20 protein-coding genes are annotated in these 23,756 nt (G+C 68.7%); 11 read left to right on the top strand and 9 right to left on the bottom strand.

The features are described 5' to 3' along the window. Positions 1 to 88 precede the first annotated feature (88 nt). Both NXI30_00850 and NXI30_00845 read left to right on the top strand, forming a co-directional pair. Positions 89 to 1,357 carry a sulfotransferase gene (locus NXI30_00850; GenBank protein MCR9092740.1) on the top strand — a complete coding sequence of 423 codons (1,269 nt, stop codon included), beginning with the start codon at positions 89 to 91 and terminating at the stop codon, positions 1,355 to 1,357. Between the two features lie 342 nt (positions 1,358 to 1,699). Next, complete coding sequence (locus NXI30_00845; GenBank protein MCR9092739.1) at positions 1,700 to 2,971, top strand: EGF-like domain-containing protein; 1,272 nt, start codon at positions 1,700 to 1,702, stop codon at positions 2,969 to 2,971. Positions 2,972 to 3,098: 127 nt separating this feature from the next. On the opposite strand, the gene NXI30_00840 is transcribed toward NXI30_00845, so the two are convergent. Both NXI30_00840 and NXI30_00835 read right to left on the bottom strand, forming a co-directional pair. Then, positions 3,099 to 4,952, bottom strand: a complete 1,854-nt coding sequence (locus NXI30_00840; GenBank protein ID MCR9092738.1) for a DUF2339 domain-containing protein — start codon at positions 4,950 to 4,952, stop codon at positions 3,099 to 3,101. 181 nt (positions 4,953 to 5,133) lie between these two features. After that, entirely contained in the window at positions 5,134 to 6,000 is an 867-nt protein-coding gene (locus NXI30_00835) for an SDR family oxidoreductase (protein ID MCR9092737.1), read from the bottom strand. A 226-nt stretch (positions 6,001 to 6,226) separates the two neighbouring features. Between NXI30_00835 and NXI30_00830 the strand changes: the two genes are divergently transcribed. After that, positions 6,227 to 6,928 carry a DUF4197 domain-containing protein gene (locus NXI30_00830; GenBank protein MCR9092736.1) on the top strand — a complete coding sequence of 234 codons (702 nt, stop codon included), beginning with the start codon at positions 6,227 to 6,229 and terminating at the stop codon, positions 6,926 to 6,928. Between the two features lie 52 nt (positions 6,929 to 6,980). On the opposite strand, the gene NXI30_00825 is transcribed toward NXI30_00830, so the two are convergent. Further along, positions 6,981 to 8,135, bottom strand: coding sequence for a hypothetical protein (locus tag NXI30_00825; protein ID MCR9092735.1), 1,155 nt, complete (start codon positions 8,133 to 8,135; stop codon positions 6,981 to 6,983). Between the two features lie 100 nt (positions 8,136 to 8,235). On the opposite strand from NXI30_00825, the gene NXI30_00820 reads away from it, so the two are divergent. The 3 genes from NXI30_00820 to NXI30_00810 are packed head-to-tail and all read left to right on the top strand — an operon-like array spanning position 8,236 to position 11,458. Beyond that, positions 8,236 to 9,468 carry a DUF1214 domain-containing protein gene (locus NXI30_00820; protein ID MCR9092734.1) on the top strand — a complete coding sequence of 411 codons (1,233 nt, stop codon included), beginning with the start codon at positions 8,236 to 8,238 and terminating at the stop codon, positions 9,466 to 9,468. An 8-nt stretch (positions 9,469 to 9,476) separates the two neighbouring features. Beyond that, a complete protein-coding gene (locus tag NXI30_00815) occupies positions 9,477 to 9,989 on the top strand; it encodes a nuclear transport factor 2 family protein (GenBank protein MCR9092733.1) in 513 nt (170 codons plus the stop codon). 50 nt (positions 9,990 to 10,039) lie between these two features. Beyond that, the gene (locus tag NXI30_00810; protein ID MCR9092732.1) at positions 10,040 to 11,458 is read left to right on the top strand and encodes an amidohydrolase; all 1,419 of its coding nucleotides are present in this window, start codon (positions 10,040 to 10,042) and stop codon (positions 11,456 to 11,458) included. A gap of 27 nt (positions 11,459 to 11,485) precedes the next feature. On the opposite strand, the gene NXI30_00805 is transcribed toward NXI30_00810, so the two are convergent. From NXI30_00805 to NXI30_00795, 3 genes are read right to left on the bottom strand one after another with little or no spacing between them, the layout of a single operon-like run. Next, positions 11,486 to 12,388, bottom strand: coding sequence for an LLM class F420-dependent oxidoreductase (locus tag NXI30_00805; protein ID MCR9092731.1), 903 nt, complete (start codon positions 12,386 to 12,388; stop codon positions 11,486 to 11,488). A gap of 50 nt (positions 12,389 to 12,438) precedes the next feature. Next, a complete protein-coding gene (locus NXI30_00800) occupies positions 12,439 to 13,464 on the bottom strand; it encodes a flippase-like domain-containing protein (GenBank protein MCR9092730.1) in 1,026 nt (341 codons plus the stop codon). Between the two features lie 34 nt (positions 13,465 to 13,498). Continuing rightward, positions 13,499 to 14,371: an amidohydrolase family protein gene (locus NXI30_00795; GenBank protein MCR9092729.1), complete on the bottom strand. Its 873-nt coding sequence runs from the start codon at positions 14,369 to 14,371 to the stop codon at positions 13,499 to 13,501. A 124-nt stretch (positions 14,372 to 14,495) separates the two neighbouring features. On the opposite strand from NXI30_00795, the gene NXI30_00790 reads away from it, so the two are divergent. Then, positions 14,496 to 14,933 (top strand): cupin domain-containing protein, encoded by a 438-nt coding sequence (locus NXI30_00790; protein ID MCR9092728.1) that lies wholly within the window; start codon positions 14,496 to 14,498, stop codon positions 14,931 to 14,933. A 215-nt stretch (positions 14,934 to 15,148) separates the two neighbouring features. Here NXI30_00790 and NXI30_00785 read toward each other — a convergent pair whose 3' ends face one another. Then, on the bottom strand, positions 15,149 to 15,865 hold the full coding sequence (locus NXI30_00785) for a DUF3313 domain-containing protein (protein ID MCR9092727.1): 717 nt from the start codon (positions 15,863 to 15,865) through the stop codon (positions 15,149 to 15,151). A 281-nt stretch (positions 15,866 to 16,146) separates the two neighbouring features. Between NXI30_00785 and NXI30_00780 the strand changes: the two genes are divergently transcribed. From NXI30_00780 to NXI30_00770, 3 genes are all read left to right on the top strand, one after another. After that, positions 16,147 to 18,621, top strand: a complete 2,475-nt coding sequence (locus NXI30_00780) for a CoA transferase (protein MCR9092726.1) — start codon at positions 16,147 to 16,149, stop codon at positions 18,619 to 18,621. A 78-nt stretch (positions 18,622 to 18,699) separates the two neighbouring features. After that, positions 18,700 to 19,674: an SDR family oxidoreductase gene (locus NXI30_00775; protein MCR9092725.1), complete on the top strand. Its 975-nt coding sequence runs from the start codon at positions 18,700 to 18,702 to the stop codon at positions 19,672 to 19,674. Beyond that, positions 19,667 to 20,149, top strand: coding sequence for a hypothetical protein (locus NXI30_00770; GenBank protein ID MCR9092724.1), 483 nt, complete (start codon positions 19,667 to 19,669; stop codon positions 20,147 to 20,149). Before NXI30_00775 ends, NXI30_00770 begins: the two co-directional genes overlap by 8 nt. Before the next feature lie 124 nt (positions 20,150 to 20,273). Here NXI30_00770 and NXI30_00765 read toward each other — a convergent pair whose 3' ends face one another. Both NXI30_00765 and NXI30_00760 read right to left on the bottom strand, forming a co-directional pair. After that, positions 20,274 to 21,389: an acyl-CoA/acyl-ACP dehydrogenase gene (locus NXI30_00765; GenBank protein ID MCR9092723.1), complete on the bottom strand. Its 1,116-nt coding sequence runs from the start codon at positions 21,387 to 21,389 to the stop codon at positions 20,274 to 20,276. Between the two features lie 124 nt (positions 21,390 to 21,513). Continuing rightward, entirely contained in the window at positions 21,514 to 22,695 is a 1,182-nt protein-coding gene (locus tag NXI30_00760) for an acyl-CoA dehydrogenase family protein (protein MCR9092722.1), read from the bottom strand. Between the two features lie 235 nt (positions 22,696 to 22,930). Here NXI30_00760 and NXI30_00755 point away from each other — a divergent pair, with 235 nt between their 5' ends. Beyond that, positions 22,931 to 23,749, top strand: a complete 819-nt coding sequence (locus NXI30_00755) for a hypothetical protein (GenBank protein ID MCR9092721.1) — start codon at positions 22,931 to 22,933, stop codon at positions 23,747 to 23,749. Positions 23,750 to 23,756 lie beyond the last annotated feature (7 nt).

Below are 23,756 nucleotides of genomic sequence, written 5' to 3'. Positions count from 1 at the left end.
GCCTTCGTGAAGGCGCGTCGCGGGATCCCTGTCTAGTGTTGCGCGACCGCGGGCGGGTTCTCCGTCCGCGCCCGAGGACGACGCTCGCGTGGACGAAGATCTGCTCTCGAAACCGTTCCGGCCCCTTCCGATTCGCGCGATGAACGCGATCGGTCGCGGTCTCGCGCGCGTGGGCATCGTGCCGATCTCGCTCGATCCGGACGAGCTCCTCGAGACCGCGCGCAAGGACACGGGGCTGTCCGACTTCGGTCCGGACACGTTCGAGCCCGGCCTGCGCAAGCTCCTCGACTCGGTGCAGACGGACGGTCGGCTCACACTCTTCGGCCGCTTCTTCGCGCGACGTCAGCTCCTCGAGCTGCTCTCCCATCGTCTCGAGCTGACCGACTGGCGGAAGCGTCGTCCCGAGATCGCGGAGGTCGAGATCCGACGGCCGCTCTTCATCCTCGGGCTCCCGCGGACGGGGACCACGCTTCTCTACGGCCTGCTCGCCGAGGACCCGGCGAACCGCGCGCCGCTCTCCTGGGAGATCGACCAGCCGAGTCCGCCCGCCGAGAGCGCGACCTACGAGACGGATCCCCGGATCGCCACGACCCAGGCGCGCTTCGACCAGGTGAAGACCCTCGCGCCGGGATTCCAGACCATCCACCCCGTCGGTGCGCTGATGCCCCAGGAGTGCATCGTCCCGACGGCCTCGGAGTTCATGAGCATCCGCTTCCAGATGGCCTTCGACGTCGAGCGTTACGACGAGTGGCTGCTCGAGCAGGACATGCGCCCGACCTACGCCTGGCATCGGCGCTTCCTGCAGCACATGCAGTCCCGCCACGCGTGCGAGCGGTGGATCCTCAAATCGCCCGGTCATCTCGGGCCGATCGACGCGCTCTTCGAGACCTATCCCGACGCCATGGTCGTCCAGACCCACCGCGACCCGATCCGCGTGATCCCGTCGGTCGCACACCTCGAGTACACCATGCGACTCGTCTCGTCGGACGACGTCGACCCGGCGCGGGTCGGGCGCCAGATGCTCGCGGTCTGGTCGAAGCTTCTCGACCAGGGGATGGCGGCGCGGGATCGTCATCCCGAGCGCGAGGCGCGGATCCTCGATCTGTCGATGGGCGAAGTCGTGGGCGACCCGATCGCGTGCGTCGAGAAGATCTACCGCCACTTCGAGCTCGACCTCTCGGACGAGGCCCGCGCGCGCATGCAGAAGTACCTCGCCCTTCATCCGAAGGACGAGTTCGGGACCCACCACTACAGCCTCGAGGCCTTCGGTCTCGAGGAGGACGCCGTGAACGCGGCGTTCAAGGGCTACCGAGAGCGCTTCGACGTGGCCGCGGAGCCCTTCGTCCGCCGGCACTGATCTGCGCGGTGCAGACCCTCAGCGAGAGGCCGGTTGCTGACGGAGCGTAAGGTCTCCTCTGCGGCCTTCGCCCCGAGTGGACGCTGCGCGACGAGCGCATCGGGCTATCATCGCGCCGCCCGCGTGGGCTCCAAACCGCAATTCCATCGACGGACGAGCGTCCCAGTCGTGATCCGCGTCATGGGGCGCGGCGACGACTCGACCGATGCCACGGTGAGGCGTCGGAACCGCTCGATGTGTCGATGCGGGAGGCGCCCGCATTGAAGCGATGTGGCCTGTAGTCAGAGGGGCGAGAGGCGAATGTCGACGGGACCGGGACGATGTCGGGGTGGGATACGGGGCGTGATTCTCGCCTCGGCGCTCGCGCTCGGCCTGGTCTTCGTGCTCGGCGGCTGCCCGAGCGGGGGCGGTGGCGACTCCGCGGCGGGCGTCGGCTCGGTCGGTCCGCCGAGCAGTCAGATCGCCGGTGCCTGCACCACCCAGAGCGACTGCCGTGCGCACTCCACCTGTCAACCCGCGGGTTGTGTCTGTGATGCCGGCTTTCGGGCGGACGGTCTCGACTGCCGGGACGTCGACGAATGTGCCGAGTCGCTCGACGATTGTGATCCGAACGCGGTCTGCACGAACACGTTCGGCGGGTTCGACTGCCAATGCGGGCCCGGCTACGAGGGCAGCGGACGGAGCTGCGCGGACATCGACGAGTGCACGCTCGACACGGACGACTGCCGCGCCAACGCCATCTGCACGAATACGCCGGGCAACTTCAGCTGCGCCTGCGCGCCGGGCTACTCCGGAGACGGCTACGACTGCGCCGACGTCGACGAGTGCGCGACGGGCACGGCGGGCTGCGACCCTGTCGCGTTCTGCACGAACACGCCGGGCAGCTTCCGATGCGAATGCCCGGCGGGAATGGTGGGCAACGGCTTCACGTGCACGGCGCCGACCGGCGGCCCTCTCTTCCTCGACAACGTCCGGACCGCGGGGATTCCGACCTGGGGCGTGTCGGCGATCTCGCTCCCCTACTCGGTCGAGAGCGACGGACTCCTCGTGCTCACGGTCAGCTGGTACGACCCGTCCGAGGCGCTCACGCCGACTTTCGGTGGGACGCCGATGACGTTCGTGGCCGAGGGCGAGACCGCGACGCCCGGCCTGCGACTCACCCACGGCGCGATGTACATGCTGCCCGTCCTGCGCGGCGACTCGGGGACGATCCAGGTCGACTTCGTCGGCGGGAGGGCGCGGCGCCCCACGCTGTCCGCCGTCACCCTGGCGGGCGCTTCGGCCCTGGAGCAGGACCGGGTGCTGGTGACCGACGAGTCGCCCTCTGTCCTCGAGGTGACCCTCGACGTGACGTTGACGACCGAGTCGATCGTGCTCAGCTTTCTCTCCTCGAGCGCTGCGATCGACTCCGTACCCGTCGGCGACGGGCTGACGACCTACGCGAACCCGACCCAGCCGATCACGGATTTCCATGACGGACGCGCCTACGCGGGAAGCGCGCTCCTGGAGGCGGGCGATCACACGCTCGGCTGGGCACAGGATCCGGGATACAGCCCGCCGCCCTCGTCGAGCCAGCTCTACGACTCGGTCATGTTGTTGGGCGTGTTCCGCTAGGGCGCCCGGAGGAGCTGACGATCGGTCGCGGCCCGCGCCGATTCCGCACTCGGCGTCCCGACCGGGGCGAGATCGGGCAGACCCGGGAGAGGCCTCGCGAGCGCGTCGCTCCCCAGGCTTCCGCGCCTCAGCGGAAGCCGAATTCCTGGCGAATGCGCGCGACCAGGTCGGCCGTCCACTCCTTGCCGGGGTCGAGGCACTCGACGCCGCGCCGGACCAGCTCCGCCGCGACGTCCTCGTCGCTCCGGTCGGGGCCTGCGAGTCGTCGGATGAGGTTGAGCTGTTCGTTCACGCGAGGATCGGGATGATAGGCGTCGTCGTTGCCGCCGATCTTCTGGTAGAGCCAGCCTCCCGCGTAGAGACTCGCCGCGAGCACGACGAGGGTGACGACGCGCACGATCGGCGTGCTGTCCGACAGGTCGTGGATCAGGACCTTGAGGCTCGAGGCCGTGAAGATCACGAGCGAAGACTGGCCCACCGTACGATCGAGGCGCTTGATCGAGTAGAGCAGGAGCAGGATCGCGAGCACCGCCCACGCGACGGAGATGGCCATCGCGCTGTCGAGGAAGCGTACGCTCGCCGTCAGCAGGGCGCCGTGTCCGGCGTAGAGCGAGAGCGGCGCCGCGCGGAAGCCCTCCGGGCGCGAACGGAAGACGCCGTAGATCCCGTAGAGCGCGGCGGCGTAGAGCATCAGGAGGAGCGCCGGCATCGGGACGTCGTCGCCACCTTCGGGGCCGAAGATGGCTCGCAAGAAGGACACCACGAAGACGATCCCCGAGACGGCGGCCGCGGGGAGGAGCGCGCGACTCGGACGGGGCGTCGTGCGGAGCACGAACCCGAAGGCAAGCGGAACCAGCAGGCCGGCCCAGGCATGCCATCCGTCGGGCATCAGCTCGACGTAGACGATGTGTGCCGTGACGACCGACGCGTAGGTGCTCGTGAGGAGCGCACCCGCCTCGAGACGACCGGCGTCGTCCATCCGCGAGCGGGCGAAGAGATAGAGCACGACGACCGCGGCCACGCTCGCCAGGGCGAGCCATGGCGCCAGCGCCGGTGCGTGCTCCTTCAGCACGAGGAACTCGATCGCGTAGAAGTAGAAGAGTGCGAGTCCGTGCGTCGCCGCCTCGCCCGAGGTCATCGGTCGTTCGTGGCGGATCGTGAAGGCGACGGAAGTCGCCGAGAAGACGGCGAACTGCAGGAGCTGATAGCCGGCCGCGAGCGCCCAGGCCGACTCGTCGGTCATGCGGAACGCGATGTCGAAGCCGAAGAGGGCGAAGTAGAGCGCGGCGAGATAGGTGGTTCGGCGACCTTCCTGCAGGGCGACGAACGAGAAGAGCAGACCCCAGGCCGAGAAGTACACGACGAGGTCAATGATGTCGGCGCGGGCCGCGTCGATGAGCAGCGGCGTGAGGTACGTGCCCGTCGCGGCCAGCAGGGAGTAGGCGCTGTTCCCGAGTCGTCGACCCAGCCAGATCGCCGTCAACGTGATCGCGGCGACGGCGGCGAGCGCGGTCATCAGACCGAAGAAGTCGTAGAAGACGTGGCCCGAGAAGACGGCCAGGTAGAGGACGACGGTTCCGACCGCCGGGAGATAGGCGGCATAGCTTCGATCGACGCGGGCGAAGGCCAGGCCTCCACCGATCAGGGCGATGCCGCAGAGTCCGGCGAGGCCGATCTGACGTTCGGGCGTCAGCCAACCCGCGTCGTAGACGAGCTTCACGAAGTAGCCCGCGGCCAGGATGAACGCGAAGCTGGCGCCCCAGGCCATCAGCTGCGTCGGATCGAGGCGCGGCCCGCTCGGGCGCGGACGGCGCGCGGGCTCGCGGCGAGCGGCGCGACCGTCGTCGGCGGAGGTCGCGGTCGCCGAGGTGGTGGCGGAGGCCGATGCCGCTCCTTCCTCCGCGTCGTGGAGCCCGAGGGCCGCCTCGATTCGGGCCAGTCGCGCTTCGATCGCTTCGAGTCGCGGATCGTTCTCCGGCATGCCTCGCCCCCCTCAGGCTCAGGCGTGCAGAGTAGGCAGACCACCGTGGGGAATCGAGTCCCGGTGGGGTTCGGGCGCGCTCAGGTCCGGCCGCGTGTCCGATCGGACACGCGGTCTCGAGCCGCTCCAGGTGCGCGCCTTGGATCGAACGCTTCCCGGGTGCGCGTGCCCCGCGATCCGACTAGGTCGTCAGCGAATAGACCCTCGAGAGGACCCGGTCCTTGAGACGCGCGGGCATCAGGTGCATCGCGACCGCCTGCACGTGGGCCGAGAAGGGCGTGTAGTAGCGCTCCTTCGGGCGTCGGGCCTCGGCCGCGCGGACGATCACCTTCGCGACGTCCTCCGGCGAGAGCGGGTTCTCGAGGTTCTTCTTGGCCAGCTCGTCGAGGTCGAACATGGTCTTGCGGTACGGATTGTCCGGATCCTCGCGCAGGTGCTGCGCGCCGTCGCGGGCGTTGTCGAAGACCGCGGTATCGACGAAGCCCGGGATGACCAGGGAGAGCCGGATGCCGAAGGGCAGGAGCTCGAGGCGGAGGGCGTCCGTCGCCGCGTGCATCCCGACCTTGGTCGCGGCGTAGGGGATCGCGAGGGGCGCCGGGATCATGCCGGCGACGGAGCCGACGTTGACGATCCGGCCTCCGCCCTGTTCTCGCATGATCGGTGTGACGTGGCCGATCAGCTGAAGGGCCGAGAGCAGGTTCACGTCGAAGATGTGTCGCAGCTCGGCGCGGGAGAACTGCTCGATCGCTGCCCCCGGCGAATACCCCGCATTGTTCACGAGCAGATCGATCCGACCGAGCCGCTCGTGGGCCTCTGCGACCACCCGCTCGGTCTGGACCTCGTCCGCGAGGTCCGCGGCGATCGGAATCGCCCGGCGTCCCAGCTCCTCGACGCGCTTCGCGCACAGATCCAGGAGGTCGGTGCGGCGGGCGACCAGGGCGACGTCGTAGCCCTTCTCGGCCAGGGCGCGGGCGGCGGCCTCGCCGATCCCGGAGCTGGCGCCGGTCACGAGGGCGGTCTTCGAAGCAGGCGTTTGCGATTCGCTCATGGCGCGCGAGGATGGCGTGTCCCGGCTTCGGATCAACGCTCTGCGCCGCTTTCCGTCCGACTCGAAACGAGCGCGAGTCCGGCTTCGGGCTAGGCTCGGCCCTCCTTCGTCCCACCGCACGCCCAGAGGGGTTCTCATGCACGCTTTCGCTCGCCGTCCTCGCTCCCACGCCTTCCGCGCCGGCATCCTTGCTCTCGTCGGACTCTCGTTCCTAGGCTGCGCCGAGATGCAGGCCCGGATGGAGGCCGCCGGGATCGACATGAACGACATCCTCGTGGCCGGCGCGCCCCTCGACGGTCCGACGGTGGCGACCGGATTGAAGCAGGCGCTCGAGGTCGGGACCCAGCGGACGACGACGACGCTCTCGCGTCCGGGCGCGTTCGGGAACGATCCGATTCTGCGGCTGCGCCTGCCCGGCGAGCTCGGGCGGGTCGCCGAAGTGCTCCGGGGGGTCGGGTTCGGGGCGCAGGTCGATGCGCTCGAGAACTCGATGAACCGGGCGGCAGAAGAAGCGGCGGCGCAGGCGGTTCCGGTCTTCACCGGCGCGATCACCCAGATGACGATCGCCGATGCGTTCCAGATCCTGAACGGACCCGACGACGCGGCGACGCAGTATTTCCGGGAGCGGACGAGCGAGGCGCTTCGAGCGCGGTTTCGCCCGGTCGCCACGAACGCGATGCGAGAGGTCGGGCTCTACAGCATCTACACGGAGATCGTCGCGCGATACGACCAGATCCCCTTCACGAAGCCGCCGGCGGTCGATCTCGAGGGCTACGTCGCGGATCAGACCCTGGCAGCGCTCTTCACCGAGATCGCGAAGGAGGAGGGGCGGATCCGGGAAGATCCTGCCGCGCGATCGACGGCGCTGCTCCGTCGCGTCTTCGGCGCGGTCGGGACGCCGGAAGCGCGGGGGCCCGGCGCGATGTGATCGGTGCGCGCCCCGGCCGATCCGGGCGTGCGGGCGGCGCGTGGACGGACCTTCAGCTTCGGGTCGCGCGCCGCGCCGACGCGTAGTGCACGTCGTCGTGCTCCGCGGGGAAGGTCTCGGATAGGAAGGTCGCGTGCCCGGCCCGTTCCCTGGGATCGGCCGCGAAGTGCTGGCCGAAGAAGGCGCGGACCGCGAGCGTCGTGAGCCAGTGCTGTCGCCCGGCGCTCATCGCGTCGTCGAAGGTGACCTCGCAGGGCATCGTCGCGTCCGATGCATCGAGCAGCCCCTCGTCCGGGCCGCCCAGGTTCGGGAAGGGGTCGTCCCCCGGCTCGAGGTCGAGGTTCGCGACGAGGCTCTGGCAGCCGAGGCCGTCCGGGTTGCCCAGGAGCCGCATCGGTCCCGCCGCGATGCTCGAGAACGCAGCGTGGCTGGCTTCGTCGAGGGTGACGAGGCCGCCGTCGGCGATCCGGTCCGGAATCGGTGCGCCGTTCTCCTCGTAGCGGATCATCGCGTCGTGGGTCCCGGCGATCATCAGGAAGGGGACGTCCGCCTGATCGAAGTAGTCGGGACCGAACATCGCCGACGGGCCCGCGATCGAGATCGCGACGGCGATCCGTGGATCCCCGAGGTCCGGGTGGAAGGCGGCGAGGGTCGTGGTCAGGCCGCCGAGGGAGAGGCCCATCACGCCGATGCGTCCGCGATCGATGCCGCCTTCGAAGGGGCGCGCGTCGGCGGTCAGCCCGAGCACGGAGTCGATCAGGAACGAGACGTCGCCGGGCTGGTTCACCACGTCCATCGCGTTCGGGCCGCCGGGCGCGCCGAAGTGGGAGAGCGGGTAGTCCGTCGCGACGACGACGTAGCCGTGGCTCGCCATGTGCTCCGCGAGGTGGCTTCCGCCGTGGCGATTCGACATGAAGCCGTGGCTGTAGACGAGCAGCGGATGCGGCCCCGGCGCGTCCTCGGGCGACCAGAGGGTCACGGCGAAGGTCCGATCGGCACTGCCTGCGAAGTCGCCGTTCGCTGCCGTCGGCCGGGTCTCGTCGACCCACGTGAAGTCGGTCGTCGAGACGGCGTAGGGGCCGGGCTCGAGGCGGGCGGCGCTCGTCGTGCCGGGGTCGAGGGGCGTGGGCCGCGTCGCGACGAGGGCGATACCGACGCCAGCGGCGGTGAGGACGGCGAGCACGAGGAGGAGACGAAGGACCTTCATGAGAGAACTCCTGCCTACGCCGCGCGGGCGCGCGCGACTTGCAATTCCCGACGGAGGTGTCCATCGTAGGCCATCCACCGGAACCGAGGAGGAAGGCGCCGTGGATCGACGGGATTTCATGAAGAGTGTCGGAGCAGCCGGGGGCCTGTCGATGATGACGGGGGGCCTGGCCGAAATGGCGAGCGCCGACGGACACGCCGAGGGAAGCGGGACGGCTGCCCGGGCGGCGATGCGCGGTCTCCTCGACACGATCCGCGGCGTCGAGGACCAGCTGATTCGCGCCGATCGCGGCTTCACGCAGGCGGAGCTCGCGGAGGCGGAGCGCTCGCTCGCGCACATCCTCTATACGGCGCTGGACTTCTGGCTCGAGGCGAAGCCCCACCGTCCGGTCTTCCGTCCGTACGTCACGCCGACCCGGAAGCTGCTCGGCTGCAATCCCGATTCGGTCTACTACTTCGCGCCGATCCGGGACGACATGGCCTATCGCGTCACCGGCAACGTCGGGGCGGCGGTCTTCACGTCCTTCACGATCGAACGCGGCAGCCACGAGGGTCACGCCGCCCGTGGCTCGATCTCGGCGCTCAGTGATCTCGACATGGAGATCAACGGCGACGGCAGCTACGAGATCATCGTCAGCCGCGACAAGCCCGCGAAGGGCAACTGGATGAAGCTCGAGGACGGCGCCAGCCAGATCACGACGCGCCACTACCACGAAGCGCGCCAGAACGTGGCGGCGATCCCGGGTCGCGTGATCCCGATCAACCTCGAGGTGATCGATCCCGAACCGCTTCCGCCGAACGAAGGGGACGAGGGCGTCGCGAAGCATCTCGAGTGGGTCGCCAACTTCGTGCGCGAGCATTCTGCGATGACGTTCCAGAAGACGAGCCCGGAGATGGCGAAGAAGCTCGGCTGGGTCTCGCTCGAGAAGAACGAGTTCACGGCGCCGGGCCAGTGGGCGAGCGCGTCCGGCGACCAGGCCTACGGGAACACCCACGCCTGGTACGCGCAGACGAAGTACGAACTCGCACCGGACGAGGCCCTCGTCATGACCGGCCGCTTCCCGGGTTGCCGCTTCGCGAACGTCGTGCTCTGGAACGCGTTCATGCAGAGCTACGACTACGCGAATCGCCAGATCTCGCTCAACCGGAACCAGATCACCTACGAGGACGATGGTTCGTTCCGGATCGTGATCGCCCACGAGGACCCGGGCGTGCCGAACTGGCTCGACACGGAAGGGCAGGGCGCCGGCACGATCTACTGGCGCTACATCTTCCCGACCTCGAAACCCAAGCGGGTCCGGACGAAGGTCGTGAAGACGTCGAAGCTGGGCTGAGATCGGGCATGGGAGAGGGCGAAGCGCTGGCGATCCTGCTCGCGGAGCGGGCGATCACGCGGGTGATCCAGCGCTACGCACGCGCGGTGGACGCGCGGGACTTCGAGGCGGTCCGCGCCTGCTTCCACGCGGACGCGCGCGTCCACTACGGCGACTTCTTCACGGGCGACCTCGACGCGACGATGTCGTTCCTGTCCGCATCGCTGCCCGAGCTCGAGTCGACGCTCCATGTCTTCGGGACGCCCTGGATCGAGCTCGACCTCGAAGCGGGGGAGGCCCGGGTCGACACCTACTCGATCAACTCCGCGACCTATCCGCCCGACGCCGCGGGGCTCGTGATGCAGAACGTGAGCGGGACGCGCTACGAGGATCGCTTCGCCTTGCGCGACGGATCCTGGGCGATCGTCGAACGGCGGAACCAGCGGGTCTGGGCGCACAACCTGCCGGAAGAGGGAGAACCCTCGGCGCCGCTCGCGGGGCCCGGGCCGATCTCGGGCGGCGTTGCCCGGCAGGAGCCGTGACGCGAGAGGGCGCGACGCGGTAGCGTCGAAGGACCGACTCCGGAGGTCCCATGTCCAGCACGCCCCATGCCACGTCCCAGGAGATCCGCGCCCGCCTCGATCATCCGGTGATCGACGCCGACGGACACATCATCGAGTTCCTGCCCGCGGTCCGGGACTTCCTCGTCGAGGAAGGAGGCCGGGAACTCGCGGCGCAGTTCGATCAGGTCGTCGAAGCGGGGCGTGCGCTCGAGTCGCTGTCGATCGACGACCGGCGGGCGATGGGGGCCTTCAAGCTCACCTGGTGGCCCTATCCGGCGGAGAACACCCGCGACCGCGCCACGGGAATGCTGCCGGGTCTGCTCTACGACCGACTCGACGAGTTCGGCATCGACTACGCCGTGCTCTATCCGACGATGGGGCTCACGGGCATGAGCCTCGATCAGACCGACCTGCGCCGCGCGTCGATCCGCGCGTTCAATCGCTGCGCTGCGGAGATGTACGCGCCCTACTCGGATCGTCTGTCGCCGGTGGCGATGATCCCGATGTACGACCCCGGGGAGGCGATCGACGAGCTCGAGTACTGCGTGACCGAGCTCGGGCTGAAGGCGGTGCTCCTGAACGGACTCGTGTACCGACCGCTCGTCGACGACGCCGCGGCGCCGAGGGGCGCGCGATGGGTCGACACCTTCGGGCCCGAGAGCCCCTACGACTACGACCCGGTCTGGGCCAGATGCGTCGAGCTCGGGGTCGCGCCGACCTTCCATTCGAGCGCGATGGGCTGGGGCTCGCGGATGTCCCAGACGAACTACGTCTACAACCATCTGGGGAACTTCGCGCAGGCCGGTGAAGCGACCTGTCGGTCGCTGGTGATGCACGGGGTGCCCATGCGCTTCCCCGCGCTGCGCTGCGCGTTCCTCGAAGGCGGCGTCGCCTGGGCAGCGAACCTCTACTCGGATTTCGTGGGCCACTTCGAGAAGCGCGGGGTGCCCGGCGTCCACGCCTACGATCCGGACAAGATCGACCGTGACATGATCCGAGCGCTCTTCGAGAGCCACGGCTCGGCGCGTTTCAAGAAGCACCTCGACGAGCTCGAGGAAGGCCTTTCCCACCTGTCGGGACCCGGGCTCTTCCGCGACGACTTCGAGGCGAGCGGGATCGGGAGCGCCGAGGACATCAAGACGATCTTCGAGCGGAACTTCCGGTTCGGATGCGAGGCGGACGACCCGATGAACGCGGTCGGCTTCAACCGCTCGGTGAATCCCATGGGCGCGCAGATCCGCGCGATCTTCAGCTCCGACATCGGCCACTGGGACGTGACCGACATGTCCGAGACCGTCGAGGAGGCCTGGGAGCTCGTCGACGAGGGACTCCTCTCGGAAGAGGACTTCCGGGACTTCACCTTCGTGAACGCGGCGAGCATGTGGCGCGAAGCGAACCCGTCCTTCTTCGACGACACCGTCGTCGCAGAGGCCGTCAAGGCGCTCTGAGTCCCGCGCGACGCGCCGTCTCGGCCTCTACAGCTTCGCGAGCACCTCGTCCTGGTAGCGCTTGACGAAGGCGCGCTGGCCTTCGATCTCGATCGTCTGGGACTCGCCCTGGCTGATCATCACGCGGCTGGCGCCGGCGTCGACGTAGGACCGGACGAAGGGGACGTCCATCGTCCGCATGAAGTCGAAGCTGGCCGGCCAGATCGTGAGCTCGATCTCGGCGGGGTCTCGGCCCGCGTCGTTCGCGGTCCGCGCGATCGTCTCGGCGCCCTCCGTGAAGGCTTCGGGCGAGATCACGTAGGGATACCAGCCGTCGCCGAGCCGGCCGGCGCGCCGGGCGGCGAACTCGGAGCTGCCTCCGATCAGGATCGGGACGCTCTCGCCGTTGGCAGGCTTGGCGTCCATGTGGACGTTCTCGAAGGTCACGTGCTTGCCCTGGTAGGTCGCGAATTCCTCGCGCCAGAGAATGCGCATCGCCTCGATCGTCTCGTCGAGTCGCCGCCCGCGATCACGATAGGGCACGCCGATCGCTTCGTACTCCTCGCGCTGCCAGCCGATCCCGACGCCGAGGCGAAGGCGCCCGCGGGAGAGGGCGTCGAGGGTCGCGACCCGCTTGGCGAGGATCGCCGCGCTGTGCTGAGAGGCGACTACGACGGCGGTTCCGAGGCGGAGGTGCTCGGTCCGAGCCGCGGCGAAGGCCAGCCACTCGAGCGGGTCGGGCATCAAGGTATCGGGCGCGGTCGGCGCCCGGCCGTCTTCGGAGTAGGGATAGAGCGGCTCGTACTGGTCGGCCATGATCACGTGCTCGACGGTCCAGACGCTCTCGACGCCCTCTTCTTCGAGCATCTCGACGAGCGCGATCACGTAGGCGGGGTCGTCGGTGATCCCCTTGGTCATGGGCGGGATGTAGCCGAGGGCGGGCGTGGTCATCATGGGCTCCTGGAGCGAGTGACTCGGAGAGAGTAGGGGGTCGGGCGGTTCTAGGCCGGGCTCGTGCTCGACCGGACCGCGGCGAACTCCTTGAGATAGAAGACGCCGACGAGGCAGCGGCCGACGATCAAGGCGACGGGGAAGCTGAATCCGAAGGCGACGATCGCTGCCTCCGAATCCGAGCCGCCGAAGCGGGTCCCGAAGAAGTAGAGCATCGCGGCCTGTTGGGTCCCGAGGCCGGCCGGAGAGATGGGGAGCCCCCCGACCGCCTGGATGATCGGCGTCGCGGCGAGGGCGAGGGGGAAGGGCAGGTCGATTCCGAAGGCTCGGGTGCCGAAGTAGAAGACGAGGATGTAGAGGAAGTGGTAGGTGGCCTTGCCGGCGAGCAGGATCCCGAGGTCGCGGGGCGCGAAGCGGCGATGGGCCTGATGGAGGGCGATCTCGCGCCACCAGCGGAGCCAGCGGAAGGTCGGCCAGTTCGCGCGCAGGATCACCAGGTTCACGATCGTCAGTCCGATCACGAGGAGTGCCCACCCGCGCGCCTCCGACAGATCCTCGGCGCCGACCACGAGCGTCGGGAGCAGCGTCATCCCCGCCGTCGCGAATCCCGCGAGGATGATTCCGTCGACGGACTGGTAGAACATGACGGTGCTCGTCGACTCGAGGAGCGGCACGTCCTTCGTCTGCTTGAGTCGAAGGATCACCGCGGCCTTGCCCACGTTCCAGTTGATCGGCGTGAGCAGGTAGGACATGCCGCGGAGCGCGCGGGCCTCCGCGCGGTCGACGGGGGCGTTGAAGCGCGTGAAGAGCCAGGCGTAGAGCGTCGACTCGATCGCGAACCAGGCGAGGACGGCGGCTCCGACGACGCCGGCGAAGCGCACGAGGTCCGCCTCTCGCGCCGCCTCCCACGCCTGCGCGAAGGGAACACGGGTGAAGACGTAGTAGACGAGGCCGGCGGCGACGAGCCAGGGCAGGACCGTCTTCGCGCGCGCGCGAAGCCCCGCCCCATTCGTCGAAGCCGCCGCGTCCATCGAATCGGTCGGGCCAGCGTCTCCCGCTTCGCTCTCGCTGGTCACCCCGATCGACTCCGTCTCGCCCGCCGGGTCCGCCTCAGTCCTCGATCTTGAGGACGCGCCGCGCGTTCTCGTAGAGGAACTTCGGCCAGACGTGGTCGCGGAAGGGGACGTCCTTCATCTCGGTCATGATCCGCTCGAGGGAGAGGCCCATCGGGAAGTAGCCGGCGTAGAGGATCTTGTCGGCACCGCGGGTGTTCGCGTACTTGATGATGGCTTCCGGATAGTGCTTCGGCGCGAAGGCGCTCGTGCAGTAGTGGAGTCCGGGCCACTTGAGCATCAGCTTGACCGCGAGATCCTCCCACGGCTCGCAGCCGTGGTAGGTCACGATCCGAAGCTCGGGGAAGTCGTAACAGATGCGGTCGAGGCGCTCGACCTTCTGCGGGTCCATCGGCAGCCGCGGACCGGGCACGCCCATGTTGAGACCGACTGCGATGTCGAGCTCGCAGCACTTCGCGTACATCGGATACATCTGCGGATCGTCGACCATGATCTGCGGCAGGTTTCCGGCCGGGAACGTGGTCGCCATGCGCACGTCGAACTCCTGGTGAGCCTCCTCGATCTGTCGCACGGCGCCCATCACGTCGTTCGGATCGACGTGGACGTTGCCGAGGAAACGATCGGGGTGGTTCGCGAGCGCCTTTGCGGAGGGGCCGCCGAGCGGTCCGACGCCGACGAGGGCCTGCTTGATCGACCACTTGTCCATTTCTTCGAGGGTGACTTCGACCGGGTCGCGCCCTTCGCCCCAGCCGTGTGGGACGCCCTTGAACATGTACTGCGCCGGGAACTCGAACTCCTTCGAGTCCTTGTCCTTCGCGGCGGCGCGCAGATTCCCGTAGGTCTTCTCGAGGTCGAGGATCGGGAAGGAGAGCATGAGGTCGATGATCGGTGCGTCGGTCGGCATTCCCATGCGATCGACGTTATCACAGCGAAATGGGCCCCGTACGGCGCCGGCGGGGGTGGCCGGCGCGGGTTCCGGCCGGTGATAGACTGGCTCGACCCCGCGGTGCGTCCGCTCACGAGGAAGAGAAGAAATGGAGATCGAAGGCTTCGGAACCCTGGTCGACCCGGACGAAATCGAGTGGTTCGAGACGCCCGGAGGCAACTCGATCAAGGTCTTGCGGGTCTCGGAAGAGACCGGTTCCTACACGGCGCTCTTCAAGGCGGAGAAGGGGACCGTCAACCCGCCGCACATCCACCTCGGCCCGGCGGATTTCTATGTCCTCTCGGGCGCGATGGACTATCGCGGCGGCAGCTCCAAGGCGGGGGACTGGATCTACGAGCCGAACGGCGCGGTTCACGAAGCGACGAGTCATCCGGAGGAGACCGTCTATCTCGCCAACGTCCACGGGGCGATCGCGTTCTACGGTGAGGATCCCGGCGAGGGTGGCGAGCGGCCGATCGTGGGGATCTCGGACTGGCGCGGCATGAAGGCGATCCAGGACATGCAGAAGACGAAGGGCCGCGCCTGAGCCGGCCGCCTTTCGCCGGGCCCGGACGGGGCCACGCGTGAAGAGACGAATGCCCCGGTCGCCGCTCGACGGGGATCGAGTCGGCGCCGGGGCGTGGACGCGGGGTGGGTCGCGGCCCTTCCTCGGTCGGGCGCGCACTCGCGCCGGACCTCCGCGGCGTACCGCGGTGGATGCCTGTCTGCGATCCGTGACCCTGCGTGTCTCCTCGTCGGGATTCAGCGGAAGCCGTTGGCGGCCTTCGCCATGCTCCCCTTGCACTCGGCGTTCCAGCCGCTGGAAGTGGGTGGCGTGATCCTCTGGAGCTGACGTCCCATGTCGCGCATTGCGACGCCCACGACGGAGCCGAGCCTGCTGATGCTCGTGCCCGTGATGCCGTGCGCGGTCCCACCGCCGAGGTCCCGGCGTTGCAGGAAGCGCGCGATCGGAGTTTCCGTCTCGCTGTCCGTCAGCTCGAGGATCATCGTCGCCTGCCCGAAGGACCGAACGAAGCTGACGTTCGAGCCCGTTTCGACGTCCGGTGTATGGAGCTCGAGATCGGTCACGTAGAAGCGGACGCCGAGCACACAGGGCCCCGCCTCGTCGACGACGCCGACGGTGCCGTCCTGCGTGCCCTGGACCGCCGCGGTCAGCATCGCGTTGATGCGGTCCTCGTCGCGGTACGAGAGCCATCGCTGGTTCGGGCTGTAGCGGAAGCCGACCTCTTCGATCAGCACGTCGTCGTAGCGGCCGAGCTCGTGGTCCGGTCGCAGGAGGAAGAGGCCGCGGCCGCCGGTGTCGACCTCCATCATGCCCACGAGGGGCGGAGGGGCGGTCGGGGCGGGGGCGGTCGCGTCCGGCATTCGGAGCGCGGCGCAGCCCGCGGTGACGAGGAACAGGGTCGCCAGGACGGCGGCCGTTCGGGGGGCACGGAAGACCAGAGCGTCGGAAGTCATGTCGCTTCCTCCCTGCGTGGCGTTCAGGCGCTGGTCACGAAGCTATGGAATTCCCCGAGCCTGCCATGGGGGAGAACCCTGAGAGGCTCCGGGTTTTCTGGTTCTCGAATGGTTTTTCTCCGACTTCTTCCTGGGGTATTCCCTCTAGATTGATGAGAATCCGTCGGTGGCAGGTCCGCATCCGCGCGATCTACCCTGCGGGTCACGGCGTTGCCGGGCGACCACGTCGACGCCCCATAGGACGGCGGGAGGACCAGCGACCGGTGAGCGGGGCGGGCGGCATGAACGGGGGATCGGTTGCTGCGACCGGGCTCGCCGAAGCCACGGCGGGCGCGCTCTCCCACCTTCGCGTGCTCGACGCGACCAGTGCGAGCGCCGCCTACGCGGGCAAGCTGCTGGCCGATCTCGGCGCCGACGTGATCAAGGTCGAGCCGCCGGGCGGTGACCCCGCGCGCCGGGAGGCGCCCCTCGGCCCGGACGGCACGAGCCTTCCGTTCCGGTACGAGAACACGAACAAGCGGAGCCTCGTGCTCGACCTCGGGCGCAGCGAGGGCGCGGAGGCGTTTCGTGCCCTGGCGCGGGACGCCGACCTGGTGCTGGAAGCGCTGCCCGGCGACGGTCTGTCGGGGCTCGGGCTCGGCTTCGAGATCCTGTCCGCGGAGAACCCGCGCCTCGTCGTCACCTCGCTCTCGGGCTTCGGACGGACCGGGCCGCTGGCCGGCTTGCGCTCGAACGATCTGGTGGCGAGCGCGCTCGGTGGCGCCATGACGTCGATCGGGGATCCCGCGGATCCCCCCGTCCGGCTCGCGAGCCACCAGGCCGACGTCATCACCGCGACGAACGCCGCGGCGGCTTCCCTCGTCGCCCTCCACCACGCCGCGCGGTCGGGGCGAGGGCAGGTCGTCGACGTGTCGAGCCTCGAGACGATCGCGGCGATCACGCACATCGCGGGCGTCGGGAAGTGGCTCGAGGACGACGTGATCCCGAAACGGGTCGGGACCGGGCTCGTGGCCTCGGTGCCCTCCGGCGCCTATCGCTGCAAGGACGGTCTCGTCTATCTCATGGTGAATCGCCCGGCCCATTGGCTCGCCCTGGCGAACTGGATCCACGAGGTGACCGGCAACGAGGAAGTCCTGATGGACGTGTTCCACGGACCCTCCTCGGCGCGCCTTCCCTATCGCGAGCTGCTCGACCTCTTCATCAGCGATCTGACGGCGACGCTCACCGTCGACGAGGCCTATCACGAAGGCCAGCGCCGCCACATCGCGTTCACTCCGGTGCAGACCGCTGCCCGCCTCGCCAAGGATCCGCAGCTCGAGGCGCGGGGCTTCTTCGTCGAGATCGAGGACGGCGCGGCCGGAACGATTGCCGTGCCGGGGGCGCCGTATCGCCCGGCGAAGCAGCCCTGGCGCCAGGCGCGCGGATTGCCGGCCCCCGACGAGCACGGCGAGGCGGTGCGCGCCGAGGTGAGACCCCCGCCGCGCCCTCTCGTCGATCGGCCGTCGGCGACCCGCGGGCCGCGCAATGGAGGTGCCCTCGAAGGCCTGCGCGTCGTCGAGTTCGGGACGGGCCTCGCCGCACCCTGGATCGGTCGGATCCTGGCCTGGGCCGGGGCCGAGGTCATCAAGGTCGAGTCCCACGGCCATCCCGACGTGCCGCGTCTCTTCGTTCCTCCGCGCTCTCCGGAAGAGGGCACGCAGCCGGAGTGCTCGCCCTGGTTCACCGACTGGAGCGCGGGCAAGCGCTTCGTCTCCCTCGACCTGCGCAACGAGGACGGCGCGGAGCTCGCTCGGCGACTCATCGACGAGAGCGATGCGGTCATCGCGAACTACAGCACCGGTGTGCTCGAGAAGCTGGGCGTCGGCTACCAGACCCTGGCGAAGCGCAATCCCGCGCTCGTGATGCTCGAGTCGAGCGGCTACGGCGAATCCGGACCGCTCTCGAAGTACGTGACCTGGGGCCCGAACATCGAGGCGCTCTCCGGGCTCTGCAGTCTGTCTGGCTTTCCCGAGAACGAGTGCACGATCTCCCACTTCGCCTACCCGGATCCGCTCTCGGCGCTGCACGGGCTGGTCGCACTGATGGCGGCCCTCGCGTCGCGGGACCGCACCGGCGAGGGCCAGGTGATCCACCTCTCCCAGCTCGAGACGACGGTCGCGTCGATCGGCCGCCTGATGACGGGGTTCGCGGGCACGGGGCGGGAGCCTTCGCGGCTCGGGAACGGGGAGGCGGACCGGGCGCCCTATGGCTGCTTCCCGTGCGAGGGCGACGATCGCTGGGTCGTGCTCTGTGTCGAGGACGACGAGGACTGGGGCCGGCTGCGCCGACTGGTCGGCGATCCGGACTGGGCGCGCGACCCGCGCTACGACGAAGCCGCCGGCCGCGTCGCCGATCGCGAGGCGATCGACGCGCATCTCGCCGAGTGGACGTCGAGCCGGAACGACTACGCGATCGTCGACGATGCGCGCGAGCTCGGACTGGTCGCGGGCGTCGTCCAGAACACCGAGGACATGTTTCGCCGCGACCCCCAGCTCGCCGCGCGAGATTTCTTCGAGGAGATCCCGCACTTCAAGCGGGGCCGCGTCACGGCTTCGGGGATTCCGCTCGGGCTGACCGGAACGCCGGGGCAGACGACCCACTCCGGGTCGTCGATCGGCCACGACAACGAAAGCGTCTTCACGGAGATCCTGGGCCTCTCCCGGGACGAGATCGATCGCTTCGTCGCGAGCGGCGCGATCGAGGCATCCGGGGGATGATCACGCGGGGCGTCGCGCACCCCGACACCAACGCGCCGCGGCGCGCTGCCCGGTCTGCGCCCGGGACGAAAGGCAACGATGGACTCCTTCGACGACAAGATCGCGGTCATCACCGGCGGCGGAACCGGCATGGGTCGGGAGCTCGCCCGACAGCTCGCCGCCGCGGGCTGCCACGTGGCGATCTGCGACGTGTCCGACGACAACATGGCCCAGACCAAGGCGCTGTGTGACGCGGAGAGTCCGGAAGGCATCCGCGTCACGACCTGCGTCGCCGACGTCTCGAGAGAGGAGGACCTGCTCCGGTTCCGCGACCAGGTGATGCGCGACCACGAGACCGACTGCGTCCACCTCGTCTTCAACAACGCCGGAATCGGCGCGATGGTCAGCATGATCGACGGCGATCGCGAGACCTGGGAGCGCACGTTCGGCATCTGCTGGTACGGCGTGTACTACGGCACCCGGACCTTCCTCCCGATGCTCGTCGCCGCCGAGGAGGGGCACATCGTCAACACGAGCAGCGTGAACGGCCTCTGGGCGGCCCTCGGCCCCGGGATTCCCCACTCCGCCTACGCCTCCGCGAAGTTTGCCGTGCGCGGGTTCACCGAGGCGTTGATCAACGACCTCGAGCTGAACGCGCCTCACGTGAAGGCCTCGGTCGTGATGCCGGGCCACATCGGCACTTCGATCATCGCGAACTCGGGCAAGGTCCTCGGGAACGACCCGAAGGAGATGTCGGACGAGCAGCTCGACGAGATGCGTGCAGGACTGGAACGGCGTGGCCTCGACCTCGGCAACGCGACGAACGACCAGATCCGACAGGGCCTGATCATGCAGGGCGAGTCGTTCCGCGACGACGCGCCGACGACCGCGGGCGAGGCTGCAGCGATCATCCTCGACGGCGTGAAGGCCGGGCGCTGGCGGATCCTCGTCGGCGACGATGCGCACGTCCTGGACCGGATGCTCCGCGAGGATCCCGAGGGTGCCTATACGCAGGCCTTCTACGACCGGCTGCTCGAGTCCACCGAGTGGCGGCTGGGCAGCATGAATGCGTGATCGCGGGGGCCGTTCCGGGCTCGTCGCGCTCTTCCTGCTCGCGGTTCTCGGGGGCTGTCAGCAGTACGCGAACTCGACGCCGGCGACGGTCCTCGAGTCCGACGACGCGGCCAACTACCAGCGCATCTTCCGGGAGGCGGTTCCGCCGGGCGTCGACGTCGTCCACTCGGTCGTCGTGACCTACGGCTTCCGGATCGGGATCGTCACGACCGACGACTGGGCGTTCGAGATCGTGGCGCCGAGGAGCTGGGTGGAACGCCAGAAGGAGAAGCTGCGGCTCGGACCGGCGGCCGGATCGATCGGGGCCGTCGAGGCGCGCAAGGCGGAGCCGATCCGGCCCTGGTACGCGCCGCGGTCGCTCTCGAACTACGACGCGTTCGTGATCACGACGACGAGCGTCCCCTATGTCCACCTGCTCTCGGAACGCTCGGCGCAGTCCGACGGACGCGTCCGCGTCTTCGTGAGCAAGCACTAGTCGAGCCGGCTCCGCTCCCGAACGAAGAACGCCCCGGACCCAGAGGACCCGAGGCGTTCCTTCGTTCGATCCGATCGAGGCGCCCGCAGTCGGAGGACCCCGGCGAGCGCCCGCAGCCGGAGGATTAGTCCAGGACGTCGCTGGCGATCAGCTCTTCGAGGTAGGGCGTGTCCCACCAGGAGAGCTGGAGCGCCTTGGCGCGGCGGAAGAACATCTGCTGGTCGTACTCGATCGTGAAGGCGACGCCGCCCCAGATCTGGGCGCAGACCCGCGTCGTCTCGCGGTACGCCTCGCAGCAGAAGAGCTTCGCCATCGGCGCGAAGCGCGCGATGGTGCGGCCCTGGTCCGCGTTCCAGGCGGCCTCGTGTACCAGCACGCGCCCGCCGTCGATGCGCGTCGAGGCATCGGCCATGTAGTGGGCCAGCGCCTGGAAAGCACCGAGGGGCTTGTCGAACTGGATGCGCTGGTTCGCGTAGTCGACCGTCTCCACGAGACATCGATCCGCGCCGCCGATCGCCTGCGCCGCGAGGAGGATGATCCCCTCGTGCATCGCCGCGTTCCAGGTCGCCCAGCCCGTACCGGCTTCGCCGATCCGGTTCTCGGCCGAGACGGCCACGCCGTCGAAGTCGATCTGGTACTGGGGTTCGCGGCCCTGGGAGAGCAGCTGCTTCATGGTGACGCCCGAAGCGTTTGGATCGACCAGGAAGAGGTCGACGCCCGCGTCCGTGCGCGCGAGGACGACCAGCTGGTCCGCGGCGGAGGCGTAGGGCACGGAGCGCTTGCGGCCGGTGAGCTTGAAGGTGGCGCCCTCGGACTTGGCTTCGAGGGCGATGCCCTTCTCGCCCTGGCCCCGTTCGGGCTCGAGCCATGCGGGGGTCAGGATCGCCGAGCCGTCGGCGATCTTGCCGAGCCAGGCTTCCTTCTGGGCGTCGCTGCCCGCGGCGAGGAGCACCTTCGCGCTCAGCACGCAGGACACGAAGTGCGGGACCGGCGCCATCGCGCGGCCGAGCTCCTCGTACACGAACGCGCCTTCGAGGAGACCGAGGCCGCCGCCGCCGTACTCCTCCGGGATGAGCAGGCCGTTCAGGCCGAGGTCGCTCATCTGGCTCCAGAGCTCGGCCGGGACGCCGTGCGCATCGTCTTCCATGTCGCGAACGAGCTGGGTCGGGCAATGCTCTTCGAGCATCGCCTTCGCCATGTCGATCACCATCTGCTGTTCTTCTGCGAGTTCGAGATCCATCTTGGATTCTCCTATGTCCGGAGCCGGTGGCTATCCGAGTCGAGCGAACGGGACGTTGCTGCTTCCCGGGAAACCGCCAGCTGGGGAGATCGCGCCCATACCGGACGCCATGGCTGACAGTCTGTCAAAAATTCTTGGGCAGTCCGAGATGTCGCCGCGCGATGATGTTCTTCTGGATCTCCGAAGAACCACCACCGACCGTCTCGTTCATCGTGGCGCGATACGCACCCTCGAAACGTCCGCGAAGCGGTGCGTCGTCCTGGCCTTCCATGATCGTTCCCTCGTGACCCTGGATATCGAGCGCGTCCTTGCAGACTCGCTGGGAGAGGGAGGTCGTGAAGAGCTTGTACTGCGACGACTCGATCGTCGGCGGCTTGCCGCCGGACTTCGCCGCGCAGACGAAGCGCGTCGAGAGCGCCTTCGCGACCGCAGTATCGGTCATGATGTGGGCGATCGTGCGGCGCACGTTCGTGTCGTCCTTCAGCGGCTCGTCGTCGCGCTTCGCTTCCTTCACCCAGTCGACGAGAACCTCGGAGCGGTTCGCGATCGGGGAGAGGGTGAACATCGTGAAGCGCTCGAGGTCGAGGGCTTCCGAGATCATCTGGAAACCCTTGCCCTGCTGGCCGACGAGATACTCGTCGGGCACGAACACGTCGTCGAAGAAGACCTGGTTGGTCGTGTCCTTGCCGATCGTCGGCAGGCTCTGGACCTCGAGGTTCGGGTTGTCCATGTCGATCAGGAAGAGGGAGAGGCCGTCGTGCTTCGGCTTGTCCTGGTCGGTCCGCGCGCCGACCCAGTACCAGTCCGCGAAGTGCGCGGAGGTCGTCCACATCTTCTGGCCGTTCAGGAGCCAGCCGCCTTCGACCTTGTCCGCGCGAAGCTGCATGTTCGCGGCGTCCGAACCCGCTTCCGGCTCGGAGTAGCCGACCGCGAACTCGATCTCGGCGTCGAGGATCAGCGGCAGGAACTTCTGCTTGAGGAAGTCGTTGCCGTGGCGGATCAGCGTCTTGCCGATGATGCCGACGCCCTTGCCGATCTGCGGCGCGGCGTGCTTCGAGAGGGCCTCGTTGAGGATGTACTCGTAGACGCCTTCGATCTCCTGGCCGCCGAATTCCTTCGGCCAGGACATGCCGAGCCAGCCCTTCGCGGCGAGCTTCTTCATGAAGGCGCGTCGCTCGGGGGTGTCGGAGAGCTGCGTGAAGTTCTCGCGGTGGTGGTCCATCACGACCGGGTCGCGATTCTCGACCAGCCAGGCGTCGACCTCTTCGGCGAACTTCTGTTCTTCGGGGCTGAAATCAAAATCCATGACGTGGACTCCTGGGGCCGCCGCGTACGGGTCGCCATCGATCGTGGCGAGGGGCGTGCGGCGGGGGGTGGAGGGGCGATTCCGTGCGAACCGCGCCCGCCGACTATATACGAGACGCACCGTTCTGTATAGGCTCCCGCGGGGTATTCGAGCGGCCGGACGAGGCCCGGTAGACTGGCGGTGTGTGCGGAGCGGCCCAGGGCGAGGGGCGCGCCGCGACCACGAGGGGTTCCGCATGAACGGCTCTCTCCGACTCGGCCCCGGGCTCGCAGCGCTCGGTCTCGCCTCGCTCGTGCTCGCGCCCGGCGCCGGCGCGCAGATGGTGATCGACGAAGTCATCGTGACGTCGGGGCCCTGCACCCTCGACGGCGTCCACGAAGGCTTCTTCTTCGACCCGGTCGTCTTCGGGAGCGGGATCGCGGGCGTCGCGCTCGACACGGGATCCGGCGCGACCCTGCCGATGACCGAGGTCGAGGACGACGAGTTCGTCTGGGACGACCCGGCCGGCGACTTCTGTCGCCGCTTCGACTCGCTCGCGGAGATCGACGCGCTGGGCGCGCTGACCTTCGACTTCCTGGGCGAGTTCGGTGAGCTCGACACGATCGTCGTGCCCGTCGCGGACTACGAGAACGGCGCAGGGCAGCCGGGTGGGCCCGTGATGGTCGCTCCCGCCGCCGGCGACACGAACCTGCCGCCCGGGAATACGTTCGTCTGGGCGACCGCGCCCGCCTGGACCGAGCTGATCTCGGTCGATCTCGTCGATGCCGCGATCGACGACGGGATCGACGAGGCGCTCTTCACGAACCCGGCCGCGACGAGCTGGACCCCGAACGGGATCGTGCCCGGCAACACCTACATCCACGAGGTCTCGTTCATCGACGCCTACTTCCTCGGAGACGGTCGGACGAGCGCGATGGGGCGCGACTACGAGTTCATCTCGGGCTTCCAGGCTCTCGAGCGGAAGTACGTGCCGGAGCCGGCCGTCGGCGGCGCGATCTGCTTCGGTGCCGTGCTCCTCGCCGTCCGCGCCCGCAGGCTTCGTCGTCCTGGCTGAGCGAACG

Source organism: bacterium (assembly GCA_024742285.1).
Taxonomy (GTDB): Bacteria; Myxococcota_A; UBA9160; order UBA9160; family UBA4427; genus UBA4427.
This window is presented reverse-complemented; position numbering and strand designations above follow the sequence as displayed.